At 41.1% G+C, this 25,356-nt stretch carries 21 protein-coding genes; 10 read left to right on the plus strand and 11 right to left on the minus strand.

Annotated features, from left to right (window positions below; translation table 11 throughout):
• Window positions 1–224: 224 nt before the first annotated feature.
• A complete protein-coding gene (locus SFU91_06555; GenBank protein MDX2128681.1) occupies window positions 225–2,507 on the minus strand; it encodes a PAS domain-containing protein in 2,283 nt (760 codons plus the stop codon).
• 549 nt (window positions 2,508–3,056) lie between these two features.
• Here SFU91_06555 and SFU91_06560 point away from each other — a divergent pair.
• Both SFU91_06560 and SFU91_06565 read left to right on the plus strand, forming a co-directional pair.
• Window positions 3,057–3,410, plus strand: coding sequence for a hypothetical protein (locus SFU91_06560; protein ID MDX2128682.1), 354 nt, complete (start codon window positions 3,057–3,059; stop codon window positions 3,408–3,410).
• A gap of 72 nt (window positions 3,411–3,482) precedes the next feature.
• On the plus strand, window positions 3,483–3,776 hold the full coding sequence (locus SFU91_06565) for an SPFH domain-containing protein (protein MDX2128683.1): 294 nt from the start codon (window positions 3,483–3,485) through the stop codon (window positions 3,774–3,776).
• A 55-nt stretch (window positions 3,777–3,831) separates the two neighbouring features.
• On the opposite strand, the gene SFU91_06570 is transcribed toward SFU91_06565, so the two are convergent.
• Window positions 3,832–4,923, minus strand: coding sequence for a class I fructose-bisphosphate aldolase (locus SFU91_06570; protein MDX2128684.1), 1,092 nt, complete (start codon window positions 4,921–4,923; stop codon window positions 3,832–3,834).
• A gap of 329 nt (window positions 4,924–5,252) precedes the next feature.
• On the opposite strand from SFU91_06570, the gene SFU91_06575 reads away from it, so the two are divergent.
• A complete protein-coding gene (locus tag SFU91_06575; protein MDX2128685.1) occupies window positions 5,253–7,406 on the plus strand; it encodes an ATP-binding protein in 2,154 nt (717 codons plus the stop codon).
• A gap of 58 nt (window positions 7,407–7,464) precedes the next feature.
• Here SFU91_06575 and SFU91_06580 read toward each other — a convergent pair whose 3' ends face one another.
• The 7 genes from SFU91_06580 to SFU91_06610 all read right to left on the minus strand — a co-directional run bounded on the left by SFU91_06580 (window position 7,465) and on the right by SFU91_06610 (window position 15,252).
• Window positions 7,465–8,184, minus strand: a complete 720-nt coding sequence (locus SFU91_06580; GenBank protein MDX2128686.1) for an SDR family NAD(P)-dependent oxidoreductase — start codon at window positions 8,182–8,184, stop codon at window positions 7,465–7,467.
• 88 nt (window positions 8,185–8,272) lie between these two features.
• The gene (locus SFU91_06585) at window positions 8,273–9,901 is read right to left on the minus strand and encodes a hypothetical protein (GenBank protein ID MDX2128687.1); all 1,629 of its coding nucleotides are present in this window, start codon (window positions 9,899–9,901) and stop codon (window positions 8,273–8,275) included.
• A gap of 1 nt (window position 9,902) precedes the next feature.
• The gene (locus tag SFU91_06590; GenBank protein ID MDX2128688.1) at window positions 9,903–12,014 is read right to left on the minus strand and encodes an alpha-1,4-glucan--maltose-1-phosphate maltosyltransferase; all 2,112 of its coding nucleotides are present in this window, start codon (window positions 12,012–12,014) and stop codon (window positions 9,903–9,905) included.
• Between the two features lie 75 nt (window positions 12,015–12,089).
• Window positions 12,090–13,097: a phosphate acetyltransferase gene (pta, locus tag SFU91_06595; protein MDX2128689.1), complete on the minus strand. Its 1,008-nt coding sequence runs from the start codon at window positions 13,095–13,097 to the stop codon at window positions 12,090–12,092.
• A 177-nt stretch (window positions 13,098–13,274) separates the two neighbouring features.
• Window positions 13,275–14,051 carry a GTP cyclohydrolase I FolE gene (folE, locus tag SFU91_06600; protein MDX2128690.1) on the minus strand — a complete coding sequence of 259 codons (777 nt, stop codon included), beginning with the start codon at window positions 14,049–14,051 and terminating at the stop codon, window positions 13,275–13,277.
• 7 nt (window positions 14,052–14,058) lie between these two features.
• Complete coding sequence (locus SFU91_06605; GenBank protein MDX2128691.1) at window positions 14,059–14,508, minus strand: 6-carboxytetrahydropterin synthase; 450 nt, start codon at window positions 14,506–14,508, stop codon at window positions 14,059–14,061.
• A 219-nt stretch (window positions 14,509–14,727) separates the two neighbouring features.
• On the minus strand, window positions 14,728–15,252 hold the full coding sequence (locus tag SFU91_06610; GenBank protein ID MDX2128692.1) for a hypothetical protein: 525 nt from the start codon (window positions 15,250–15,252) through the stop codon (window positions 14,728–14,730).
• 114 nt (window positions 15,253–15,366) lie between these two features.
• On the opposite strand from SFU91_06610, the gene SFU91_06615 reads away from it, so the two are divergent.
• Window positions 15,367–16,635 carry a metallophosphoesterase gene (locus SFU91_06615; GenBank protein ID MDX2128693.1) on the plus strand — a complete coding sequence of 423 codons (1,269 nt, stop codon included), beginning with the start codon at window positions 15,367–15,369 and terminating at the stop codon, window positions 16,633–16,635.
• 16 nt (window positions 16,636–16,651) lie between these two features.
• Window positions 16,652–17,545 carry a histone deacetylase gene (locus SFU91_06620; protein ID MDX2128694.1) on the plus strand — a complete coding sequence of 298 codons (894 nt, stop codon included), beginning with the start codon at window positions 16,652–16,654 and terminating at the stop codon, window positions 17,543–17,545.
• 5 nt (window positions 17,546–17,550) lie between these two features.
• Here the strand turns inward: SFU91_06620 and SFU91_06625 are convergent, their stop codons facing one another.
• On the minus strand, window positions 17,551–17,751 hold the full coding sequence (locus tag SFU91_06625) for a hypothetical protein (GenBank protein ID MDX2128695.1): 201 nt from the start codon (window positions 17,749–17,751) through the stop codon (window positions 17,551–17,553).
• A gap of 369 nt (window positions 17,752–18,120) precedes the next feature.
• Between SFU91_06625 and lat the strand changes: the two genes are divergently transcribed.
• The 4 genes from lat (at window position 18,121) to SFU91_06645 (ending at window position 22,478) form a co-directional block, all read left to right on the plus strand.
• Window positions 18,121–19,515 (plus strand): L-lysine 6-transaminase, encoded by a 1,395-nt coding sequence (gene lat, locus SFU91_06630; GenBank protein ID MDX2128696.1) that lies wholly within the window; start codon window positions 18,121–18,123, stop codon window positions 19,513–19,515.
• Between the two features lie 238 nt (window positions 19,516–19,753).
• On the plus strand, window positions 19,754–21,439 hold the full coding sequence (locus SFU91_06635; GenBank protein MDX2128697.1) for an Rne/Rng family ribonuclease: 1,686 nt from the start codon (window positions 19,754–19,756) through the stop codon (window positions 21,437–21,439).
• A gap of 25 nt (window positions 21,440–21,464) precedes the next feature.
• Complete coding sequence (locus SFU91_06640) at window positions 21,465–21,947, plus strand: phosphatidylglycerophosphatase A (protein MDX2128698.1); 483 nt, start codon at window positions 21,465–21,467, stop codon at window positions 21,945–21,947.
• 24 nt (window positions 21,948–21,971) lie between these two features.
• Entirely contained in the window at window positions 21,972–22,478 is a 507-nt protein-coding gene (locus SFU91_06645) for a histidine phosphatase family protein (GenBank protein ID MDX2128699.1), read from the plus strand.
• Window positions 22,479–22,557: 79 nt separating this feature from the next.
• Here SFU91_06645 and SFU91_06650 read toward each other — a convergent pair whose 3' ends face one another.
• The gene (locus tag SFU91_06650; GenBank protein MDX2128700.1) at window positions 22,558–23,406 is read right to left on the minus strand and encodes an alpha/beta hydrolase; all 849 of its coding nucleotides are present in this window, start codon (window positions 23,404–23,406) and stop codon (window positions 22,558–22,560) included.
• A 529-nt stretch (window positions 23,407–23,935) separates the two neighbouring features.
• Between SFU91_06650 and SFU91_06655 the strand changes: the two genes are divergently transcribed.
• On the plus strand, window positions 23,936–24,955 hold the full coding sequence (locus SFU91_06655) for a PDDEXK nuclease domain-containing protein (GenBank protein MDX2128701.1): 1,020 nt from the start codon (window positions 23,936–23,938) through the stop codon (window positions 24,953–24,955).
• The last annotated feature ends 401 nt before the right edge of the window (window positions 24,956–25,356 follow it).

Here is a 25,356-nt window from a genome sequence, read left to right on the forward strand (position 1 = left end):
ATTTGTTGCGATGAGTTCAGCATGTTGTATTCTGAAGATGGAAAATTAATATGTGCTCCTGATGGGGGTATTGGCGGATTTGGCGATGGAAAATGCTCAGACTTTTTTCAGACGGCATCTGATTGTACTAAGATATGGCGTGATAATAGATAACTAAATCAGTGACTTTACCCTTTCATCATCATCCAATCTAAAATAGAAAATTAAATTTGCGAATAGATCTCTCAGCTTTCAATCATTTTATCAAGGTTCGAAAGTATTTCCGAAATAACATAAGGTTTTTCAATGAAAGCGGTTGCACCTTCCATTTCTTTTGTAAACTCTCGAATTCCAAGGCTGCCACTTGCAATGATAATGGGAAGCTTGGGGTTAATTCGCCGAAACTGTTGGATTAAATCTCTCCCACTTAATTTGGGTAAATCAGAATCGGTTATGACAAGGTCGATTTTATCTTTGTGTAACTTAAAAAGATTGGAGGCTTCTAAGCCATCGAAGGCCTTAAAGACGGCATATCCTTCATGTTCCAAAAAGTCGGAGAGCATGTTATTGATTTCTATTTCATCTTCAACGAGCAATAAAACACCCTTTTTGATTTCTGTTTCAAGTTCTTTGGTAAAATTAGCTTTCGCAAGAAGCGGGAAATAAAGTGAAAAAACAGTTCCTTTCCCTACCTGAGATTGAACATCGATAAACCCTTTATGCGCTTTCACCACACCGTGAACAATGGAAAGGCCAAGACCTGTCCCTTTCCCTTTTTGCTTCGTGGTAAAAAAGGGTTCAAACATTCGCGCTCGAACATCTTCAGAAATTCCGGTTCCGGTATCCGTGATTCGAATCTCGATAAATCCATTTTGCGACTTTGCCTCTGGGAAGTGCTTTTGAACAATGGCTTCGTCTCTTACAAAACTTTGAATTCTCATCATTCCGCCATTAGGCATTGCGTCACGAGCGTTAACAGCAAGGTTGAGTAAGATTTGGCATAAATTGGTATGATTCCCACTGATATAAAGATCGCTTGATGCCTGCTGAAACTCCAGATCAATGTTTCGTGGCATTGAAGCGCGCAACATCACATTCACTTGTTTGAAAACTTCAGTAATTGCAATCGGTATTAGTTCTAACGATTCAGAGCGAGAGAAAAGCGAGAGCTGCTGAACCACTTCTTTTCCTCTTTCGGTAGCGGTGCGAATTATTTCCACCGAATGTAACATTGCCTCAATCGTTTTTTTCATCTTCATTCGCTCAGAAGCGAGTGTAATGATGCTGAGGATGTTGTTAAAATCGTGGGCGATACCCGAAGAAAGGGTTCCTAAGGCCTCCATTTTTTGTGATTGAAGCCGTTCAAGTTGGCGCTTTTCTTCTTCAATCTTTTTTTGTTCTGTCACTTCAAGTGAAGTTCCAATAATGCGATAGGCTTGACCATTCTCATCGAAAAGAGGTGCAAGCTGAGTCATCCAATAGGTTTGCCGACCATTCATGATCATGCTTTCTTCATAAGCGATTCGCTCGCGCTTTTCAATTGCTTTTCGATAATTTTCCTTGATTTTTACGATTGCTTCGGGTGAGAATATTTTTGCCAATTCGTCTAAAAGCTTGCCTTCCAGAAGAACTGCGTTTAGATGAGCCATTCTTTCGTAGGCGGGGTTTACTTCACGAACACGATACTGATCTATCCCTAAAACATCAATAACAAAAATGGCAATTTCGGCGCCATAGTAAATGCTTTTCAAAAACGCCTCGCGCTCTTTGAGATGCAGCTCACCTTGTCTCTGGGCTACAAGGCTTCGACCTTCAGGGATGATGAACTCAACCTTACCTTCGTCATCAAATAATGGCTTGAGTGAAAAATCGATGAGATGCGGCTTTCCTTTTGCTTGAACTTCAACCTCAAATCGAACATCGCTACCGTTTGCAGCTTGGTGTATACCTTGCTTTAACTTGTCTTGCGCGTCTTTCGAAATCTGCCACCAATAACAATCCCAAAAATACTTTCCAATAACTTCAGTTGGCGGAATTCCACCAAAGGTTAATGCTGCTTTATTGGCTTCGAGCAAAATGCCATCGGGCGAAAGCAAGCCAATCATGTGGAACATATTATCAACAATAATCTGATGCCGCTTTTCTGCAGAACGAAGTTTTTTTTCAGTGAATTTGTTAAGCGAAATATCGCGCACCATAACAAAAAATTTCTCTTGAACCTGATCATACTTAGCGGCCCATTGAAACCAACGGTAATTTCCATCGAAATCGCGATATCGGTTTTCAAATGCAGATAACGGCTTTCCCTCAATTAGATCTTCGGCAGCGGTGAGTGTTGGTGCAATGTCTTCGGGATGAAGAAACTCGGAGAAGTGCTTTCCGAGAATAGTGTTGCGTTGGTAACCCATTTGACTAACCCAAGCGTCGCTCACTTCAATAAAATGACCATCTTTTGAAAGTACTCCAAGCAGCAACTGAGAGCTGTTCGCAAGTTCAAAAAGTGTTTCGGTGGAAATAAGTGTTTGCATAGCAGTATTTTGGTGACGAGAGAATTTTAAACTAACTACTTAAAAATAAAGTAAAATTTCAATCGATTCTAATAATCGAATTTCATTTGGTGTTGGAAATCACACCATTTCAAACTCCGAATTGCCTCCTTAAAGCACCGAACAAACCTTCGAATCAATAGAGTTCAAAATGACGAAGATGAATTTTTCTTCAATTTATTTTCGGATAAGGTTCAACTTTTTTTGCGTAAGTCACTAAACTCGGTGAATAAGAATAATTACATTTACATAACCGCCATCTATCATTTATGGGTCGATTCAAGATAGAGAATTGCGGTCGATTCGACTCAAGGGGTTCGAGTCCCCGTTCGCGTCTGGTTGCAAATGCCGGAAACGGCATTCGGCTAACAAGCCACAAGAAAAGGGGAGGAATGATTCAGAAATGAATAAATTAAAGTAAAGTTTGCAAGCGCAAGGATACCGTTTGAATATTTTTCAAACTTATTTGTACTTCCCTTTCCTTCAATATCTTTCCCTTTTTTGATTTTATAAAACCTATGCCCTTTTATCATGTTTAGAAAAAAGTATCAAGTCAAACCCAATACAGTCGGTTATTTATACCGCGATAATGTTTTTGTTGCAACTTTATCTCCGGGGATTTATAAATTTTGGGATTTCAGAAATCGAACCGAGCTTTTTATACTTCCTGAGCCTTCTCGGTTATTATCGATTGTCAATCAAGAAGTATTGACAAAGGATAACATTGCACTTCGATTTTCATTTTATGTCGTTTACCGAATCGTAGATGGCGTTTTATTCCTTAAAAAATTTACTTTGGATCGGCCTATTAACGCCATAATTTCAGAAGCGGAGCAACGATTATTGCACGGTGCTCAAATTCATGTCCGAAAGAAAATCTCATAAATCGAAAGTGAAGATTTAAATGAAAAGCGTTCCGAATTTGCTGACCTTCACACACCTGATTTTGAAAAATAGATGTCTGAGATTGGAATTATGATCGAGCAAATTCAAATTCGTGATATAACCTTTCCCAAAACAATTCAAGATTTATTTGCAAAACACTTGGAGGCAAAAATCAAAGCAAAATCGGAGCTTGAAAATGCAAGAACAGCCGTAGCAGCTGCAAGAGCTTTGAAAAATGCTTCCGAATTAATGAAGGATGATGAGAACATAAGATTTTTTCAGATGATTGAAACACTCAATAAAATTGCGGAAAAAGGAAAGCACACCTTTATGATTGGGGATTTTCAACAATTCATGAAAAAATGAAGAATAGAAAAAGCGGGGTACTTCCCCGCTTTTTTCATTTATAACCAATTGTGAATTATGCAATCGTCACGTTCTTATCGAGATATACATCTTGAATCGCGTTTAAGATTCCGACGCCTTCGTTCATTGGGCGTTGGAAGGCCTTTCTGCCCGAAATCAAACCCATTCCGCCGGCACGCTTATTGATAACGGCTGTGCGAACGGCATCTTGAAGATCATTTTCACCGGAAGCGCCGCCGGAGTTAATCAAACCAGCTCGGCCCATATAGCAATTGAGCACTTGATAGCGGCAAAGGTCAATCGGGTGATCGGTCACGAGATCGGTGTACATACGGTTATCAGATTTTCCGTATGGATTTTCCTTTGAATTCAAGGCCTTGTAACCGCCATTATTTTCAGGCAGCTTTTGCTTTATGATATCGGCTTCGATGGTTACGCCCAAGTGATTGGCTTGTGAGCTTAAATCGGCTGAAACATGATAGTCGGTACCATTGATTTTGAAGCCTGAGTTTCGGAGGTAGCACCAAAGGATGGTTGCCATTCCTAGGTCATGCGCTTGCTTGAAGGCTTGCGCGACTTCAACGATTTGACGGCCCGATTCAGGTGAGCCGAAATAAATTGTAGCACCAACCGCCGCACAGCCCATATCATGTGCTTGCTTTAAGTTTCCGAACATAATTTGGTCGAACTTATTCGGATATGTGAGAAATTCATTGTGATTGATTTTGACAATGAATGGAATTTTGTGCGCATACTTGCGCGCCACACTCCCTAAAACGCCAAAGGTTGAAGCTACCGCGTTACATCCGCCTTCAATCGCAAGCTTGATAATATTTTCACCATCAAAGTACAATGGATTTTTAGCGAACGATGCACCGGCAGAGTGTTCAATGCCTTGGTCAACGGGTAGAATCGAAAGATAACCGGTGTTGGCTAAACGGCCTGTACCGAAAAGGGTTTGGAGATTTCTTAAAACATTAATTGAGCGATCGGAGTGGCTCCAAATGCGATCAACAAAATCCGGACCCGGAAGATGAAGATGAGCCTTATCGACTTTAGCTTTATGTTCAAGAAGTGCCGAAGCATCCTTCCCTAAAACTTCAGCGACATCAATGGTTAATGACGATTCTACGACTGCGGTACTCATAGTATTTTCTTACAGATGGTTGAAAAAATAAGCGATCTTAATTGATTCCTTTTGGGCATATCGCCAAAAAACGGTGAAATATGCACCTGCTAAAAGTTCCCAAAAATACGCATTTCAATCTGAAATGAATTGATTTCTTTTGATTCTTTTCTATGAACCCATCATTCCCTTTTCTTGCTTGCTGAATCATAATTCTTCAAATGAGATTCGTTCGTGCGTTTCGTGTAGGCCGCGTTTTTTTTCGTAACAGAACTCCGTTAAAACATTCGACAAGTATCACGATGTTATTCGATTTTAGTTTGTAATTTCCGCCACTTGCTAAATACTCGATGAATCAATTCAAACACACACATCTTAGACGGCAACTTGAGCGTTTCAATCTTACGCTGGAGTCGCTTTCTCCAAATTTGATTGAATTCTTAAATGAAGTTGATCAAACATACACCGACTATGATGACGAGCGGCAGCGAAGTGAACACTCGATGGCATTGAGTTCAAAAGAATTGATGCAAGCCAATGAAGAACTTCGAGCTGTTTTTCAAGTGATTCCTGATATTTTTTTGCGGATAGATTCTGAAGGCATCATACTCGATTGCCGCGGTGGCGATCGTATTGATTTTCCGAAATATGAAACCCTGCCCAATGTTGTTCAAGCGCCAAATGATGATTCCATTCGAATAAATCTTGTTGGTCGAAAGATTCAAGATGGGCCTGACGACAATGTCTCTCTTCTTTTTGAACATGCGGTAAACCAAGTCGCCAAGAAACGTGCGTTACTGACAATTGAATACTCGCTTAATACTTCCGATGGCAAGCGATTTTATGAGGCACGGTTTTTCCCCTCCGGTAAAGATGAATCAATCGTAAGTATTCGAAATATTACGGGAAGAAAATCAGCTGAGATGGAAATTCTCAAACAAAAAACTTTCTTCAGTCAAGTTATCGATCTCAATCCAAATTTCATTTATGCCAAAGATCGAGACGGACGGTTTACGCTTGCAAATCGCGCAATTGCAGATGCCTATGGCACCACACCTGAAAATATGATTGGGAAAATGGATTCTGATTTTGGCGTTTCTCGAGGTGAAAATTATCTCAATGATATTCGAGATGTTTTTGATCATCAGCAAACAAAATCAAGCCCAGAAGAGCAATTTACAGATTCCAACGGGATGCATCGATTTCTTCAATCATTTAAACGGCCACTCATTTCAAGTGATGGCAAAGTCATGCAGATGCTTGTGGTATCAAATGATATTACATTTCGCAAGATTGCTGAAGAAGAAAACGAATTGCTTTCAAAGCAATTGCTTCAGTCCCAAAAGCTTCAAGCTATTGGGACTCTCGCCGGCGGAGTGGCACATGACTTTAATAACTTGCTAAGTTCAATTACAGGCTTTAGTTCGCTCATGCGCTTTACACTCACACACGATTCCCTTACACCGGCAGCAATCGAAGAGCTTTCAAGCTATCTTGATTTGATTGATCAAGCGGCGATGCGTGGCGCAAAAATGATCAAGCAAATTCTTGGCTTCTCGCGTCAAGGAAAGATTAATGTAAAAACCACTGAAACAATTGGTCTAATTCAAGAAGTTATCAAGCTCATCCAACACACAATCGACCGACGAATAAAAATTGAAACTGATTTCACCCCGGAGTATTCAATTATTGATGCCGATGAAAGTCAGATTGTTCAAGTGCTCATGAATCTCTCTGTGAATGCTGTCGACGCAATGATGGAAAACCTTCCAGAGAAGCATGAAGGAAAACTAAAGTATCGTGTCGATGTGGTTGATAATGAAACAATTCCTCCCGCTCTGCCGAGAAAGAACAGAGCAAAGCGATATGTCCGGGTTTCAATTTCTGATACAGGAATCGGAATTCAAGAAGAATTGAAATCACGTGTTTTTGAACCCTTTTTTACAACAAAACCGCCGGATAAGGGCTCAGGCTTAGGTTTAGCAATGAGTTATGGTATTGTAAAAAATCATAACGGCTTCATTTGGCTTGAGTCAAAAGTCAATGAAGGCACAGAATTCTCATTATTTTTTCCGCAATCTGAAAATATTAACGCAGTGGATTTACAAATACACCCAAACCCTTTACCACAAATAGGGAAAGGTCGGATATTGGTTGTTGATGATGAACCGGCATTACGACTTCTTTTAACTCGAGGGCTCGGCAAATTAGGTTATCAAGTAATCTCGGCATCAAACGGTCAGGAAGGTGTCTTGATGTATAATGACCACGCTTCTGAAATCGACGCCATTATTTTGGATATGAATATGCCCATCATGAATGGAATGGATGCTTATAAAGCAATTCGCTCCATTAAATCGGATATGAAAATCCTATTTGTGACAGGGCATTTAAGTGATGCGAATGCAGAGATATTGAAGGACGAATTGAATACGGTCATTACCACCAAACCTTATGCAATCGGAGATATTTCCTCGCTTTTAGAAAAACTTTTGCAGATGTAGGCAGAGTCACAACACTTTTTGCATGTTGCAACCCACCTCTGAATTATCAAATAATCACTTATAATTGATGGCTTTCGGGTTGAAGAACCAATTCTCCCAACACGAGATTAGGCGGTGTAAGCGCAGTGATTAGCACCATTTCAGCCGCTTGATGAACGGAGAGCATTTTATCGCGTTGAACTCGCATTGTGATATTATTCCAAAACCCGGTATTCACTCCGCCGAAATGCAAGAGTGAGAGTCGAACGCCATCGCGCATTAAATCTTGCGTCATCGCTTTGGTTAAACCGGTAACCCCATACTTTGAAGCCGAGTAGCCGGAAGACATTCTCATCACCGATTTTCCTAAGATTCCGGGCAGGTTAATGATGTGACCACTTTTTTGCTTCATCATTGCTTCTGTCGCAAATTTCGAGGCATAAAAAGTCCCTTTCAAATTCACATCTATCATTTCATCAAATTCTTCAACCGAAAGTTCTTGTATTGACTTTAAATGACCAACGCCAGCAGCATTTAAGAGAATATCAATTTTGCCAAACATCCCGAGAGCATTTCCAAAAGCCTTTCTTACATCCGCAGCATTCCGAACATCAGCTACTTCAATGAGGGTTTCTGTATCATAACTGCTGTATAGTTCGTGAGCCAACGCATCGAGGTCGCTTTTTGTACGGCTCATTAATACAAGCTTTGCGCCTTCTTTTGCAAAGAGTCTTGCGGATTCCGCCCCGATTCCTCGTCCGCCTCCGGTGATAAAAATCACCTTATCAATCATTCTCATTCTTTTTACCTCTTTTAATTCTATTCTAAGAACTTCGCCACAGACGATTCAAAAAATATCGTTTTGTGTTTTCCTTAAAATTAATTCATCACTTATCAGCCTTAAGCAACGAAAGAATTCCTTGGAGCGGAATTCGTAGCCACTTCGGCCGATTATTTCGCTCGTAAGCCAATTCATACATAACCTTATCCAATAGATAGGCGTTCAAGAAAAATGAAATTTCAGATATTTCTTTGGGAAGGAGTTTTTTGCCTTTGACATGCCCCAAATAAGATTTTAGGAATGCACGAGCAAGAACAAAAAACCAAGCCTCAGCAAATGGCTCCGATTTTTCTTTAGCTTTTTCGTTAAGGGTTGGATGCTGATATATTCCGGCGTAAGCAGCATAATGCAAAGAGCGTATCATTCCGGCTAAATCTTTACAAACCGAATATCGCTCTCGGCGTTCCTCAATAGGGCGTGCAGGCTCACCTTCAAAATCAATAATAGTAAAATCTTCTCCTGTAAAAAGTACCTGCCCAAGATGATAGTCGCCGTGAACCCTTTGTTTTACAAGCTTTAGTGGCCTTTTTGAAGTAAGTTTCAATCCGTTGGATAGTTCTTTTTTTGCTTTTAGAACTTGCTCGGCAAGCGTTGCTTCATTCGGTTCCAAAGCCGGAAGTTGAGTCTTGAGACCCTTCAATTCAAGTTCTAATAAATTTTTCGTTTTGGTTAACACGGCGTGGATGTCGCTTTCCTTCATCTTTTGAGGAATCAAATCTTTTTCTTTTGCCGCAGAAAGCGCTAAGTGCATTTGAGCGGTGCGTTTCCCTAAAAGACCAACCATCGACAAGGTTTCTTTGCCAATAACTTGAAGCAGTGGCTTTTCCGGCGACCAATCTGAAAATAAATCCTTAGGCGGTATTTCCGACTGAAGCTTTTTGGAATGAACGGAGGAATAATAGTCCGATGCTTTGCTCTTAAATAAATGCCAAGCATCCGATTGATTGGGGCTAAAGCCAAGCGCAAGAGCAACAACGGTTGGCCTTTTCGACTGATTGGTCAGAAGGATTTCACCCGCGAACTTCGCAGAGTGTTTGAAACCGGCTTCGTCTGTCAAGTATTCTGAAAGCTCGGCATCAGGATTTTTCCCCTCAACTTGCTTTCGGTAAAACTTAACAAAAAGTGACTTTCGCGCCCCCTTTTTCCCAAAGTACAGAGATGTATTGCTTTGTTCTAAACCTAATACTCCCGACTGCTTGCTGAATCGATTTGATGGCGCAATCGACTTAAATTTCCTTCCTTGAATCCCTTTTAGTGTAACTGAAGCTTTTGAATTTGGTTGAATGGAATCCAATTGAACTTCTTTCGAATTTGCAATAAGCTTAAAAAGAAATCGCCGAAACCTTGGCTCTTGAAAAGCATCTTGAAGCACGAGCATTTCTAACCCATAGGCAAAGGTGGTTATGATCCCTTCGATCTCGCCGGCATCGTTCTTCTCACTTAAACTTTGTTTAGGAACCAAATTCAAAAAAAGTTGGTATCGAGCACTTGTACGATCTTTGAAACGAAACGATAAAACTGCAAGTACCGTGTTGGTCTCTTGAGCCAAAAAACAAGATTCTATTTCAAATTTTAAGAGCGATTTCGATTTCTCTCCATACCACCGCGATTTCTGTACATAAGTCAGAATCGCTCCCTTTACTTCAGGCTTTCCGATAATATCAACCCATCGCATCTTACTTCAGCTTTAAAATATGAGCTGATGCATGTTGGGGATTTAACTCAACATAATTCCATTCGCCATTCCATTGATAAACTCTATCGGTTAAGAGATCTTTTACAGTGTAAGAACTGCCTAGCCCCAATTCTGTATTTGGAACAAACACCCAACCCGATTGAGAATGATGCGGATCAAGATTCACAACACACAACAAAACATTTTTCTGCTCTTCATCATACTTGAGATAAGCAAGAAGTTCTTGATTTTCGATAGAGTAGCCCTGATTGACAGAGAGAAATCGGATGAAGTTTGTTTTTTGAAGTGACGGATTTTCTTTTCGAATTTTATTCACTTTTGAAATAAACTCTCGAATATTTCCTTCTGCATTCCACTCCCACTGTTTCAATTCATACTTTTCAGAATCGAGATACTCCTCTTTTCCTTTGATCAACGGTGTATTGATACAGAGCTCGTATGCAGGGCCGTAAATACCAATGTTTGAGGAAAGTGTTGCTGCAAGCGCATATCGCGAAACAAATGCAGCTCTTGGTGCATTGTGTAAATATTCCTCCGAGAGAATATCAGGTGTATTAGGCCAGAAGTTTGGTCTAAAATATTCCTTTACTTCTGTTGTTGTTAATTCGGTTAAATATTCCGTTAGCCCTTGCTTATTATTTCTCCAAGTGAAATAAGTGTAAGAATGTGTAAAGCCGCCTTTCGCAAGCCTGTACATCAGTTTAGGACGAGTAAAGGCCTCTGCGAGAAAAATCGTTTCAGGATGTTTTTCTTTGATGCTTCCTATACACCAATCCCAAAAGCCAAGCGTTTTCGTATGCGGGTTATCGACCCTAAAGATGGTCACGCCTCGCTCAATCCAGTAATAAAAAATACTTCGAAGTTCTTCCCAAAGTGCTTCCCAATCCTCTGTTTCAAAGTTAAAAGGCAAAACATCTTCATATTTCTTTGGCGGGTTTTCAGCGTGTTGAACTGTGCCATCAGGCCGCCACTTAAACCAACTTGGATGCTCTTTGACATAAGGGTGATCTGGCGAGCATTGAAACGCAATATCGAGCGCAATATCAATTTTATGAAGTCGCGCTTTTTGAACAAAAGTTTCAAACTCTTTGACAGTCCCCAATTCTGGATGGATCGATTTATGCCCACCTTCCTTAGAGCCAATGGCCCAAGGGCTTCCGGGCTCACCGGGCTTTGAAACCACATTGTTGTTTTTCCCTTTTCGTTTGGTTATCCCAATCGGATGAATAGGCGGAAGGTAGATGACATCAAAACCCATTCGCTCAATTTCAGGCAGTAGCTTTTCACAGTCTTTAAATGTTCCGTGCTTACCATTTTCACCATAAGAACGTGGGAAAAATTCATACCAAGTGCTGAAAGACGCCTTCATTGGGTCAACCGTGACTCTCAGAGTTTTATATCGAGAAGCATAATTTTTATCGGGGTAGCGAAGCATCGTTTGGTTCAATTCTTCGCTTAAAGCAACAGATGCCGCCTTTGAAACAGTTTGATCAGAAATTGTTAAGAGCGACTCTTGCAGGAAATTCATATCCTCTTTTCGCCCCGCTTTTTTACAGGCTTCAAACGCGGTTTCAATCAATTGCTTTCCTACTTGCAATTCAAGTTCAATATCCACGCCTGCGGCATATTTTTTTTCAAACCCTGCACGCCACGTGGCAAAATGATCGACCCACGCTTCAACGGTGTATTCATAAGTACCGATCTCACTCACCAAGAATTCTCCACACCATCGGTCATTCAGCATCGGTTCTAAAGGCACGGATTCCCACTCTCTTTGCTTATGTCGAAAAAGCAAATTCGCGAGAACTTTGTCATGCCCATCCGAAAAAATATCCACTTCAACTTTTACTTTTTCATTTGGAACCCGTTTAATGGGAAATAAACCGCCGTCAAGCTCAGGTGTCATCCGCTCAATAATCGGCCTTGCTCGACCATCATCTGGTTTAGATAAACTGAAATTACTAAACGATTCAATCCGCTTAGGAGATCCACTTACCTTTTGAGTCACCGTGGATTTCTTTGTTGGTGTGAGTTTCGAAGGTGATTTCGAGGATGATTTTACGTCTGTTTTTTTTGTGCCTTTAGTTGGCATATCGGTTGCAAGTTAGTTGGTTAAATGACGGGTACGAATATGAATGTTTTAAGAGAAAATGAAAAATCAAACGCATTATTTTTTCAATGCGCAAATACAACAGACATCGACAATATCTGAAGGTTTAGCCCCGCGGGAGAGATCGTTCATTGGCTTTGCAAGTCCTTGAATAATTGGCCCAATTGCAGTAGCGCCTCCAAGGCGTTCGGTTAATTTGTAACCAATATTTCCCGCATCAAGATTTGGGAAGATAAAAACGTTGGCTTTACCGGCTACTTTTGAGCCGGGAGCTTTTCGCTCACCAATACTTTGAATAAACGCCGCATCAAATTGCAATTCACCATCGATGAGTAAATCCGGTTTTTTTGATTTTACAATTTCAAGCGCTGCGAGCACTTTGTCAACGGCTTCATGTTTCGCACTTCCTTTCGTTGAAAATGAAAGCATTCCTACAATAGGTATTTCACCCGTAAGGGTGAGATGCGATTGAGCCGTTGTCACGGCAATATCGGCAAGTTCTTCGGGAGAAGGATACGGAACAACCCCGCAATCAGCAAAAGAAAATACTTTTCCCGGTGCCGACCAATGATTTTCGGGGAAAGCCATTAAAAAGAAACTTGATACCAATTTGGTAAGGCTTTTATCGACGCCGATAATTTGAATGCCTGCTCGAAGCACATCAGCCGTTGAGGAAACCGCACCGGCCACACATCCATCTGCTTCTCCTCGCCTGACCATCATTGCGCCATAAAACAGCGGATTTTTCATTGTTTCTTTGGCGCTCTCATAAGTCACTCCTTTAGCTTTGCGAAGTGTAAAATATTCACCGGCGAATTCTGAAAATTTCTCCGATTTCTCAAAATCGATAATCCTGATTTTGGTTGGATTAAACGGTTCATTGATACTTTGAAAGCCAGCTAAAATTTTTTCGGGATTTCCAAGCAAAATCGGCTTCACGAGTTCTTCCTTTGCGAGTTCTGCCGCCGCAAGAAGCGTGCGCTCATCGGCAGATTCAGGTAAAACAATCCCTGCTTTTTTTTCTCGTGCCTTTTTTCGAATCGAGGATAAAATTGGATGTACCATACTTGGAAAGCGTTTTGAATTTCACATGCAAATAAATATACATAATCATTCAGAAGTGGCTTTTCTTGCATCACACACAAACTCAAGAGTAAAGTGTATTAGAAGTGATAAAAGCCTAAAACAACAAAGGGCACTTGAAGTGCCCTTTAGTATCAAATATCAAAATCTATCTTTTAATCACACGCGATTGGCCGATTGCACGATTCTCATAAATTCAGAGCGTGTAGCTGAATTCTGAATAAATACACCGCCAAGCTTACTTGTTACAGTATCGGAGTTTACATCTTCTACCCCGCGCGATTTCACACAGTAGTGTTTTGCAGTAATTAATATGGCAATGTCTTCTGTTTCCAAAATGTAAGAAAGCGCATAGTAGATTTGCTCTGTTAGACGTTCTTGAATTTGAGGTCGCTTTGCAAAAAACTCCACGATTCGGTTAATCTTCGAGAGTCCCAATACTTTTTTCTTAGGTATATAAGCCACTTGGGCCAAGCCATCGATAATTACAAAATGATGCTCGCAATTGCTTTGTACATTGATATTTCGCTCAATTACCATTGAGCTATAGCCCATTTTATTTTCTACCGTTGTGCACTTCGGGAAATTTTTCCAATCAAGCCCATAAAAAATTTCATCGACATACATTTGTGCAACCCGCCGTGGTGTGTCGGTAAGGCTATCATCAGATAAATCAAGACCCAAAACCCGCATAATTTCAGTAAAGTTTTTTGCGATGATGGTCCGCTTTTCTTCATCAGTGAGGCCTGTTTCTAATTGAGGGGTCGCAACATTGCGACTTCTCAAAAAATCGGCAACTTGCTCACCGAGAACAGGATCTGATTTTTGACTTTTTCGTACAGGGGTTTCAAATTCAGGGTCTTGAGTCGAAAACCCATTGATGACCATTAATTCTTCACGCTTTGAATTTTCTTCTTGAAAACCGGTTCTAATCATTTTTGAGTTACTCTCCTCGGTAAACGACGAAATTTCGTTCTGATTCAAATACTTTGACTTCATATAAGTCGATTCCTTTCATATTAAGTTGTTTTAGCTTGCGTTCAATAACTTCCCAAAACACAACAGCAATAACCTCGGCCGTCGGCACGGTATCACGGAACATTTCCACATCAAAGTTGAGGTGTTTGTGATCGACTTTTGATAGGATTTCTTCTTCTAAAATTTTCTTTAAAATTTTTAAATCAAAAAGATAACCGGTTTCTTTATCCACAACTCCAGAAAGGGTTACTTCTAAGTCGTAGTTGTGGCCGTGCCCATAAAAATTATTGCAGATGTCATAAACATCACAATTTTGCTCATCGGTGAATGTTGGATTAAAAAGGCGGTGGGCAGCATTGAAATGAACTTTGCGGGTGACATAAACTTTACGGGGTTTTTCAAGTACCCGATTGATTACTTTTTCCGTAACGGTTTCTCTACTTGGTTCCCAAACCTTTACTTCATTGGGTTCGATCATAAAAAAGAAATTGATTTAAAAGCCTTGTTTAGTTATAATCGGTTCTCATACTTAAAAGTTCAGACGGAGTTTTTTCTGATTTTGGTTGAAACTTACGAGAGTTTTTTCTGAGCATTTTCTTAGTACAATAAAACAAACGCTTTGAAGTTACAAAGGTTACGGGAAGAGTTGAATATTTTGAGTTGGAGGCTGTGGATTATAATCCTCATCCGGTTCGTTAAAAAGATATTTCGGATTGAGTCCTTTACATGAGGTGAGATAAAGCGTGCAGTTTCGACAAGAAAGGGAAAGCCAAGTAGGATGTCCGTAATAATCTTTCCACTTCGATACCGCCACTCCATTTTGATATTCTATCCCAAAACAATGCTCAAGGCAAGAGGCTTGAAATACTCCGTTGGCGCAAGCGTGCGTTTCGCTTCGTTGGCAAACAAAATCCTTACAAATTTTTACTTCAGGATTTTCGTGTTTGATTGGCTTGGGATACCCGCGCATTTCAACTTTAATCACATGCCAAATTCGTTTAAGAAAAACGACCGAATTTCGAAAGTGCCATAATGGGTTATACCAACTTACACCGGCTATTTCCAACAACAGCAACGCCTGCGCTGCCTGCCTTGCTCGCCGATGATTAGCAGCAACTCCGACGAGCCATTGCAATAATTGAATTCGCCTCTTTTTCATTAAGCAGTATGGATTTTTTAATTTCCAGTTCCCTAAACTTTATTTTTTTAATCTTCGTTTAATAGCCGAATATTCAGACTTCAAGAGTACATTCAAAATCGAATTCAATTTTATATGCCGGAGTTAACCCTTCTTAGAATTTTTCTGTTTGTTCTTCTTGTTCTTTCAATCGTTTTTTATCTCAAACGAGGGTTTAAAAAAATTCTAACTCATTTTTTTCCTCACTCAAATAACAATGATCTTCTCTCACTTGCTATCCCAATAGTTATATTTTCGTTTCCAATTCTATCTTATCTCCTTCGTCTTATTAAACCACTTCGCGAAACCAACTTCATCTATAATCTTCTTTACTTTTCAAGTGTTTTAGGAATCTTTACAGGAATATTAGTGGCTGCCTTTGTCTTTTGGGATTTGTTAAGAATTCTAAAGCGTGTTTTCCTTTTCTTAATTCACTTGTTTAGACAATCTTCACCTGCGGCTGAAATCGCCAATCAACAATTATCGATTCAGCCCACCTTTGAAACCAATGAAACGGATGCCTTCTCCAAATCTCGTCGTGATTTTCTCTTGAAGTCGGTACCAGCAAGCGCAAGCCTATTCTTTCCTTCCGTTATTACAGGCTACAGTCTTTTCAATAACCGAACCAATTACAATATCAATCGAATGACCCTCCATTTTCCGAATCTTCCGGCGGAGCTTCGTGGGTTAAAGATTGCACAAGTCAGCGATATTCACTCGGGCGTTTATATGCCTCAGCATAAAATGGAAGAAATCACTGAAACTGTTAATTCGCTTTCGCCGGATTTGGTGACGCTCACCGGCGATTTCATTGCAGGGGAATATTCAGAAATTCAGCCGTTTGTAAATGGGTTCAAAAACTTAAAATCAACTTACGGAACATTCTCCTGCCCGGGTAATCATGATGAATGGCTCGATATCAAAGCGATTACCGCTGCAATGAATCAAAAAAATCTAAACCTTTTACAAAACGAATTTCAAACGCTTGTTATCGACGGCGCACCGCTTCATGTCATTGGTATGGATTTCGATTCCCCTCGAATCAAAAATTTTGATGAAGCCACTCAAAAACTCCCAAGTGAAGGGTTTCAACTTTTGCTTTGCCATCATCCCGATTTCTTTGAAACAGCCAAAAAACGAAACATTGATTTAATGCTTGCCGGCCATACTCACGGCGGTCAATTGGCTCTTGATTTCCCCGGTTTAGAAATCTACCCGATTGATTTGTTCTACAAATATCCTCGTGGCCTTTATGAAGAAATTCATCATAAATCGCAAAAGCTTTATGTGAATTTAGGCATTGGAATTACAGGAACTCCTCTCCGAACCGTGCAGGCCGAAGTCGCTTTGATTACACTTGCCTAATTCAGTTCGATTTTGAATGAAAGTCTTTTATTCGGATAAATACACCATCCCGCTTCCGCCAGACCATCGATTTCCAATGGTGAAGTATAAATTGGTCAAAGAAGGCTTACTTAATGAAGGTATTCTATCGATTGATGAAATTTTTGAACCCCACTTAGCCACACAAAATGAGTTACTCCTAGCACACACGGCATCGTATGTAAATGATGTTTTTTTAGGAACCCTAAACGCCAACGCAATTCGCAAAATTGGGTTTCCTTGGAGTGAAGGCCTTGTTCAACGCTCTCAAGCGACCGTTGGCGGTGCAATTGATGCCGCCTATGAAGCACTTCAAAATGGCATTTCCGGAAACTTAGCCGGTGGCACTCACCACGCTTTTGCCGATTCCGGTGAAGGCTACTGTGTTTTCAATGATTTGGCCGTCGTGTGTCAATTGCTTCTTTCAACAAACGAAGTTCAACGAATCGCAATTATCGATCTTGATGTTCATCAAGGCAATGGCAACGCGGCCATTTTGGGTCAAAACCCGCAAGTGTTTATTTTCAGTATGCACGGCGAAAAAAATTATCCCTTTCGAAAAGTCGCATCAACGCTTGATATTGGGCTTCCCGACGGCACAAGTGATGAAGGTTTTCTCTTTGAATTAAAAAAATACTTACCAAGCGTTTTTTCATTTAACCCCGAGCTTGTGCTTTATCAAGCCGGCGTTGACCCTCTATTTAGTGATGCTTTAGGCAGGCTTTCATTAAGTCATGAAGGGCTTGTAGAGCGAGATAGGCTTGTACTAGCAGAGTGCCGAAAGCGAAGTATCCCGATTTCACTTGCCTTGGGAGGTGGTTACGCAAAGCCGATTGAAGATACCGTCAAAGCGCATTTGGGAACTTACCGGGTGGCAAAAGAACTATTCTAATAAGATCACGGGCTCTTTTTCTTTTCGGCAATTTCTTGATAAATGTTAATCAACTCATTGTAAATCCCAATGGCCAAAATTGTTGGAGCCCAAAGCCCAATAAAGATGGCGATGCTTTCATGATTTTGACTCTGACCGAAAAAAAATAAATAAATCGATAGAACAATAGAAAGGCCTGCAGCAAGAAAGTAAAAGATTGGTTTCATTTTAGAGTTAAGATTCTCATGACAGGAAGGTCATGTGTGTTGTTAATACGTTGTTGATTTGCTTGAGCAAAAACCAATGCCTCTCAAATCCCAGACATTCACTCGTTGTAATCTATAATTCATTTTTCTGACTCCCGAAAAATGAAGCACTAAATTCCAAAACTCTAAATTAGGAAAGCGCGCGACTTATTTGGAATACAAATGGCTATTTTTTCGATTAATTTAGATTCATTCAAAGCTTCCTCTGAACGGCCAAATCAGCTTTTTTCAATAGGTAATTAAGCCCAATAGGTTTATATTTTTTTGATGAACTTTCTCCGATTGAACTCGGAAAACCCATCCGTAAGGAATTACGAAAGGAGCTTGATTATGACAGCCTATTCAACGCACTACCCTGAGCATACCACACCAATGTGGTTGAACTCACATGAGCACCCACCAATTACTCCGGATACTGTATGGGAAACCTTAGGCAAAACGATGCTCGCCGATGGCGGTGGAATCACCGACTTTGTGCTCGACCTTCGCCGAAGCCGAGGCTCTTATCTCTACGATTCCCTCAATCAACGAATGATGCTTGATTTCTTTACTTTTGTAGCTTCTTCGCCCATAGGAATTAATCATCCAAAGCTTTGGAGCAACCGTGCGTTTTTGGATAAGCTTTTATTCGCCGCTATTGTGAATCCATCAAATTCAGACATTTACACCGTCGAGTTTGCAGAATTCGTGGATACTTTTTCCCAAGTTGCAAAGCCCGCCTCAATGAAATACACTTTTTGGATTTCAGGCGGTGCGCTTGCCGTTGAAAACGCCTTGAAAGCTGCGTTTGATTGGAAGGTTAGAAAGAACTTTAAAAAGGGATACAAATCAGAAAAGGGACATCATGTCATTTACTTCCGTGAAGCCTTTCACGGCCGTTCGGGTTACACCCTTTCTTTAACCAACACCGACCCGGCAAAGACGTTGCACTTCCCGAAATTTTCGTGGTCGTGCATTGAAAATCCGAAACTTACTTTTCCTCTTTCGGAGCGTCATATTCAAAAAGCGTTGGACTTGGAAAAGCACGCCATTGCTTCAATTCAAAAAGTTTTTAAGGAACATCAAGATGAAGTCGCAGCCATTGTAATTGAACCGATTCAAGGAGAGGGTGGAGACAACCACTTCAGACCGGAGTTTCTTAAGCATCTTCAAACCTTGGCACACGAACATGAGGCGCTGCTTATTTTCGACGAAGTTCAAACAGGGCTTGGACTCACTGGAAAAATGTGGGCTTCCGAACACTTTATCATTCCTGATATCATCACTTTTGGTAAGAAAATGCAAGTGTGTGGGTTTATGGCATCAAACCGCTTGGATGAAGTGGATCAACATGTTTTTCAGGCAGGCAGCAGAATCAATTCCACTTGGGGTGGGAACTTGGCCGATATGGTTCGCTCGAAAAGAAATCTTGAAATTATTAAAGAAGATAACTTGGTCTTAAATGCCGCAACCGTAGGCAATCATCTCTTGAATCAATTGCTTGAACTTGGAGAGGAATTCGGCGAAAGACTAACGAACATCCGAGGCCGCGGGTTGATGATTGCATTTGATATGCCTAATCGCGATTCGCGTAATCACTTTATTAAAAATGCACAAGACTCAGGGTTGATGATTTTGGGTTGTGGCGAAAAAAGCGTTCGGCTTCGCCCTCCGCTCACCTTAAGTCTTGAGGAAGCAGACGAGGGAATTTCAATTATTCGAAAAGTTGTGCAAACAATGGCATAACCCTTTTCCCCCCAATTCCTTCACCCAAAAAACCCACCGGTTTTGAATTCCCTCAGAATAATCCTTCAAGAACCTTTGTGAGTGTGAAATATTCGATTAAATTTACCAATTGTATTACTGCTTGGTTGTCAACTTCAAGATACTCTCCCTTTTCACTGAAACTTAAATCTTGAATGGGCACTAAGCCCTTTGGAAATCAAATCATTTTGACCTTGGTCAATTTGAAAAAGAAATCGTTATGAAAAAACAACTGATTATTCACCAACATAGCACTGAAATTCAAGTTGCGATTGTTGAAGATGGCAGACTTGCAGAGCTTTTGATTGAAAGACCTGAAAACGCCCGAACCGTCGGCGATATTTATCTTGGCAGAGTTCAAAAAGTCGTTGAAGGATTGCAGGCCGCCTTTGTTGATATTGGTCAAGACTTAGATGGCTTCTTACATTTTTCGGATGTTGGAACAACGGGTGAAGATTATCGAGCGATGATGACGGAAGAGTTCGACGACGAGGATGATGATGACGATGACGACGACTATGATGATGACGAACCGAAACGACCGCAAGGCGGAAACGGACGCTCCCCTCAAAAAAGCACTTCAACGGCTTCACCTGTAGCCGGTGAGAATCAAGGTCGAGACCGCGAGGCTGAGGCGCGTCAAAAGCGGCTCTCATATACGCAAATGATTGCCGGTAAACTCAAGCCCAACGACAGCATTTTAGTCCAAGTGATTAAAGAACGCATCAGCACCAAAGGCTCTCGCTTGACTTCCGATATCACCATTGCCGGAAGATTTATGGTTCTCTTGCCATTTGGGCAAGGGAATATTGCCGTTTCAAAACGCATTTCAAACCGCCGTGAGCGCAAACGACTCAAGAATATAGTCCGCTCAATGCTTCCTAAAACATTTGGCGCAATTATCCGAACTGTTGCAGAAGAGCAAGACGAAGTACTTTTGAGAACCGATATGGAAATGCTTCTCAATAAGTGGAAGCAAATTGAAGAAAAGCTGAAAACCGCAAAACCGCCGCAGCTTATCTTTAAAGAAGATGCAATTACCCTTTCAGCTCTTCGTGACTATCTCAATGATGATGTTTCCGAAATCGTCTGCGATTCGCCTTCGCTTTACAAAGAAAGCCTTGCCTTTGTTCGTTGGGCTGCGCCCGAATTTGAAAAGCGAATGACGCTTTACAAAGGCAAGTTACCTGTATTCGAAAGCTACGGTATAGTCAAAGATGTGGAATCCATCTTTTCAAGAAAAGTGTGGCTTAAATCAGGTGGTTATTTGATTATTGAACACACCGAGGCGATGGTTGTTGTAGATGTCAATAGCGGCCGTTATGCTGCCAAAAAGGAACAAGAAGAAAATTCACTTCGTACCAATTTGGAAGCTGCCAAAGAAATTGCACGGCAATTGCGACTTCGCGACATTGGCGGCATCATTGTCATTGATTTCATCGATCTCTTGGACGACCGAAATGCCAAGAAAGTATATGAAGCGATGAAAACCGAAATGCGAAGAGACCGTGCAAAGTCGAATGTCATTCCGATGTCAGACTTCGGTATCATGCAAATCACTCGCGAGCGGGTTCGCCCAAGTTTAATGCAACGAATGGGAGAACAGTGCTCTGCATGCGGCGGCACCGGAAAAATTCAAGCGCGAAGAACAACCGTTCATCAAGTTGAACGTTGGCTTCGCAAGTTTGCTTTGCGCAACCGGCCATTCACCAAATTGGATTTAACCGTTAGCCCCACGATTCTTGAACCCTTAATGAGCGAAACGCTCAAGCCAGATTGGAAATGGTTTTTACAGCACTTGGTGATTGTTGATATCAAACCCGATGACAGCCTTCGAAGCGATGACTTCCGTTTTCAGCTCAAGAAAACCGGACAAGATATCACCACAGAATATGGAATGTTATAATTAAGCCTGAAAAGCGATTGAACGAGTGAAACAGCTGGCCAAGATTCTCGGAACAGGTTTTGGAACCGGACTTGCACCCATTGGGTCGGGGACGTTAGGAAGCCTTTTAGCGGTTGCGGTGTATTACTATTTCGCCGAATACCAACACCAATTGTTGCTTTGGCAATGGCTTTTAATTCTTGTTGGTGTTTTTTTCCCGATTGGAATTTGGTCGAGTGGTGAATTGGAAGATCTTTACGGTCACGACCCGCGCCAAGCAACCATCGACGAATTGGTTGGCCAATGGATTGCTTTTTTGTTTCTTCCTTTTTCTTGGAGCACCCTGATTTTAGGTTTTGTTTTTTTCAGACTCTATGATATCACCAAGCCTGAGCCGATAAACCGAATCCAAAAACTTCCAAAAGGGTTCGGCATCATGATGGATGATGTCTTAGCAGGTATTTATGCCAATATCTCCGTTTGGATTTGCCTCATCGGGTATGATAAAATCAAAATTATTTTGTCTTGATCTCACCTTCTTTGCGTCCAATTCATGAAGCAACTTTATCTTATTCGGCATGCAAAGTCGAGCTGGAGTCATCCTGAGCTGACTGATTTCGAGCGGCCATTGAACAAACGCGGACGAAGAGACGCACCAGTTATGGGCAGCCTGTTAAAAGAGAAAGGCATTAAGTTTTCTTCGTTCATTTCAAGCCCTGCAACCCGCGCAATCATGACCGCAAAACTCATTGCCGATGCCGTTGGTTATGCAGTCGATGACATCATCACCGATATTCAAATCTACGATGCTCCAACAAACAAACTGCTTTCAATTGTTCAATCATTTCCTGATCAATTTGAAACCATCGCACTCTTTGGGCATAACCCCGCAATGACGGAATTGCCAGAATTACTTACGGGGAAATCGCTTGAAAATGTCCCGACTTGCGGCGTGGTGGGAATTCGCTTCCCAGCCCTTACTTGGCAAACCGTTAAAGAAAAAAGTGGAGAGCTTTTTCTCTTCGAATACCCTAAAAAGTATTTGAAAAGCGACGATTAAGTCAATCATATTTTTGAGAAGCCTTTACGACTCCTGTGCAAATCTTATTCTCGCACTGAATTCTAAACCGAATTCCGACTCACTTCTTTTCAACAAACTGAACCACCGTTTCAAAGTATTCTTCAGGCTTCTCAACCATTGGCACATGCCCACACTCTTCAATAAAATGAAGGGTTGAGCCTTTGATTTCACGATGAATCAACTCGGCATATTTTGGGGGAATGAATCGATCGTTACGACCCCAGATAATTAAGACAGGCTTTTTAACTTCACCCAGCTTTGCACGAACGCCGCTTCGCTTTAAGTCGAGTTTCTTGAAACTGCGGTTTAAGGCCATCATCGCCTCATAATTTTCCTTCTTTCGTACCATTTCCCAATTCCGCTCAAAATGCGCCGGTGTGATATGTGTAGGATTATGATAAACGCTCTGCATCGTTTTTCGGACAAACTTGCGCGATGAAACCACCTTGTGTAATACATGCCGAACCCCCCAAACGCTCGCCATTCCAATGAAACCGGGCAACGATAGAAATCCGTCGGAATCGGTGAGCACCAATTTTTCAAATTGTTTAGGATAAATCGTTTCATTGGCTAAGAGATACTTTGCCCCCATTGAGTGGCCAACCGCCACGAGCGGCTCACCGGGCATTGTGGTTTTGGCAAGGAATTCAGAAAGAAGTGAAGCGTAAAGCGTCAGTGAATATTGAATAGTAGAGGGTTTATCGCTACCGCCGAAGCCAAGCCAATCAAGCGCAAGGACACGATAGTGCGAAGCAAATAAGGGAATCACGCGTTCATACGCCTCTATGGATGAAGAAAAACCGTGAAGCAAAACAAGTGTTTTTTGACCTGCACCCGCTTCGAAATAGCGATGGTTGTAGTTGCCTAACTGAATGAATTTAAATTCGCTTTCTTTGAGACTTGACATTGATACTCCTTGCTTTCCAAAAGATACAAAGAATGAGAATCAGTTGAGAATGAGATCGCTGCGATACTTCAGTGTTACAGCTTGTGCGGCGCTTAAGCCTGCGCGGTGGTTGAGCTTGTCGAAACAACCGCGCAATTTCTTTTCATGTCATTCCAGCAAGCGAAGCGCGTCGGGAATCCAGCACGCACCAAATTGAGGTGGTTGAGCTTCTAGAAACTACCGCATCGTTTGCCCTTTATCCTTTGTGTTCTCAGTGATTCCTCAGTGTACTCCGTGTTTCGGAATTACAAACACAAAGGTCACAAAGAAATACCACAATGGACACGGAGAATAAATACAATCATTTGTCATTCCCGCAAGCGGAGCGCGTCCGAAATCCTCCACGCAGCAAATTGAGGTGGTTGAGCCTCTCAAAATCATTCCTCAAGTTCCACTTGTTTTCACGACATTCCTTTCTTTGAATTGCTTAATTTTGCCTCAACAGTCACACTCTGATTCGTCTATTCTCTGATAGAAAACACCATAGAAAATGAACATTGAAAAATCCCAAATAGAATTCATTTCAGAAATAAAGTATAAAGTCCGGCAGGCGCAATACGATGCCTTAAAAGCGGTAAATATTCATCTCATCAATTTGTATTGGGAGATTGGCAAGTCCATTGCTGAAAAACAGTCCGAAAGTTGGGGGAAAGCGATTGTCCCCACTTTATCCAAAGAGCTTCAATCAGAATTCCCCGGCATTGGTGGCTTTTCTGAAGGAAATCTATGGTTGATGGCACAATTTTTTACTGAATATCACAGTGATGAAAATCTCGTACTACTGGTACGAGAAATTAGCTGGAGTAAGCATGTTACAATTCTTAAAAAATGTAAGGATAACTTAGAACGAAAATTCTATACTCTCTCAACAAAAAAATTCGGATGGACGAAAAACGTACTTGCCCATCACATTGAAAACAAAACCTATGAGAAGTACCTCTTAAATCAAACCAATTTCGAGCAAAGTTTACCTGATACCATTAAGAATCAAGCAGTATTGGCTGTAAAAGATGAATATACTTTCGATTTTTTGGGGCTATCTGAACAACACTCAGAGCGGGAATTAGAACAAGCCTTGATACAAAACATTAGTAACTTTCTGCTCGAAATGGGTCATCAGTTCACCTTTGTCGGGAATCAAGTGAAGTTAGCCGTAGCCGAGAAAGAGTATTTTATTGACTTGCTCCTTTTCCACCGGCAGTTGCAATGCCTTGTAGCAATTGAACTGAAAGTCGGAGAATTTCTACCCGAGTATAAAGGGAAAATGGAATTTTACCTTTCCGTACTCAATGATCAAATGAAACTACCCAATGAAAATGACAGCATTGGCATCATCATTTGCAAAGAAAAAAATAGAACCATTGTAGAATATTCGCTCAAAACTGCATCTCAACCGATTGGCGTGGCAACCTATACTCTAACGGAAGATTTGCCTTATCAATATCAAAATCTCCTGCCAAGCGGAAAGGAAATCAGCGATAAAATCAATAAGTATTTTGGTGAAATATAGCCGAAGCGCAGAATTAATTTTTAGCCACAAAACGGCGCCGCACTGCGCCCTGCGCGGTGGTTGAGCCTGTCGAAACCACTGTCTGAACTGTGATTTATAGGATTAAGTGATGAACATGATTATTAATGTCATTCCCGCAAGCGAAGCGCGTCGGGAATCCTGCACGCACCAAATTAAGGTGGTTGAGCCTGTCGAAACTACCGCGTGATGAAGACACGCACGCAGATGACACTGATTGAGCAGATTAACGCAGATATTCAGTGAAAATCAGTTCATACTGCGTTTCAGTAACCGGGATGAAAAAGATTTTATTATAGACTCAAAAAATCGCTTTCAAAATTCATTTCCCTTTTCTAAATTCTTAAATCTTTGTTCCTTCAAGAGAAAAAATATTTGTCTAT

Source organism: Chloroherpetonaceae bacterium (genome assembly GCA_033763895.1).
Lineage (GTDB): Bacteria > Bacteroidota > Chlorobiia > Chlorobiales > Thermochlorobacteraceae > JANRJQ01.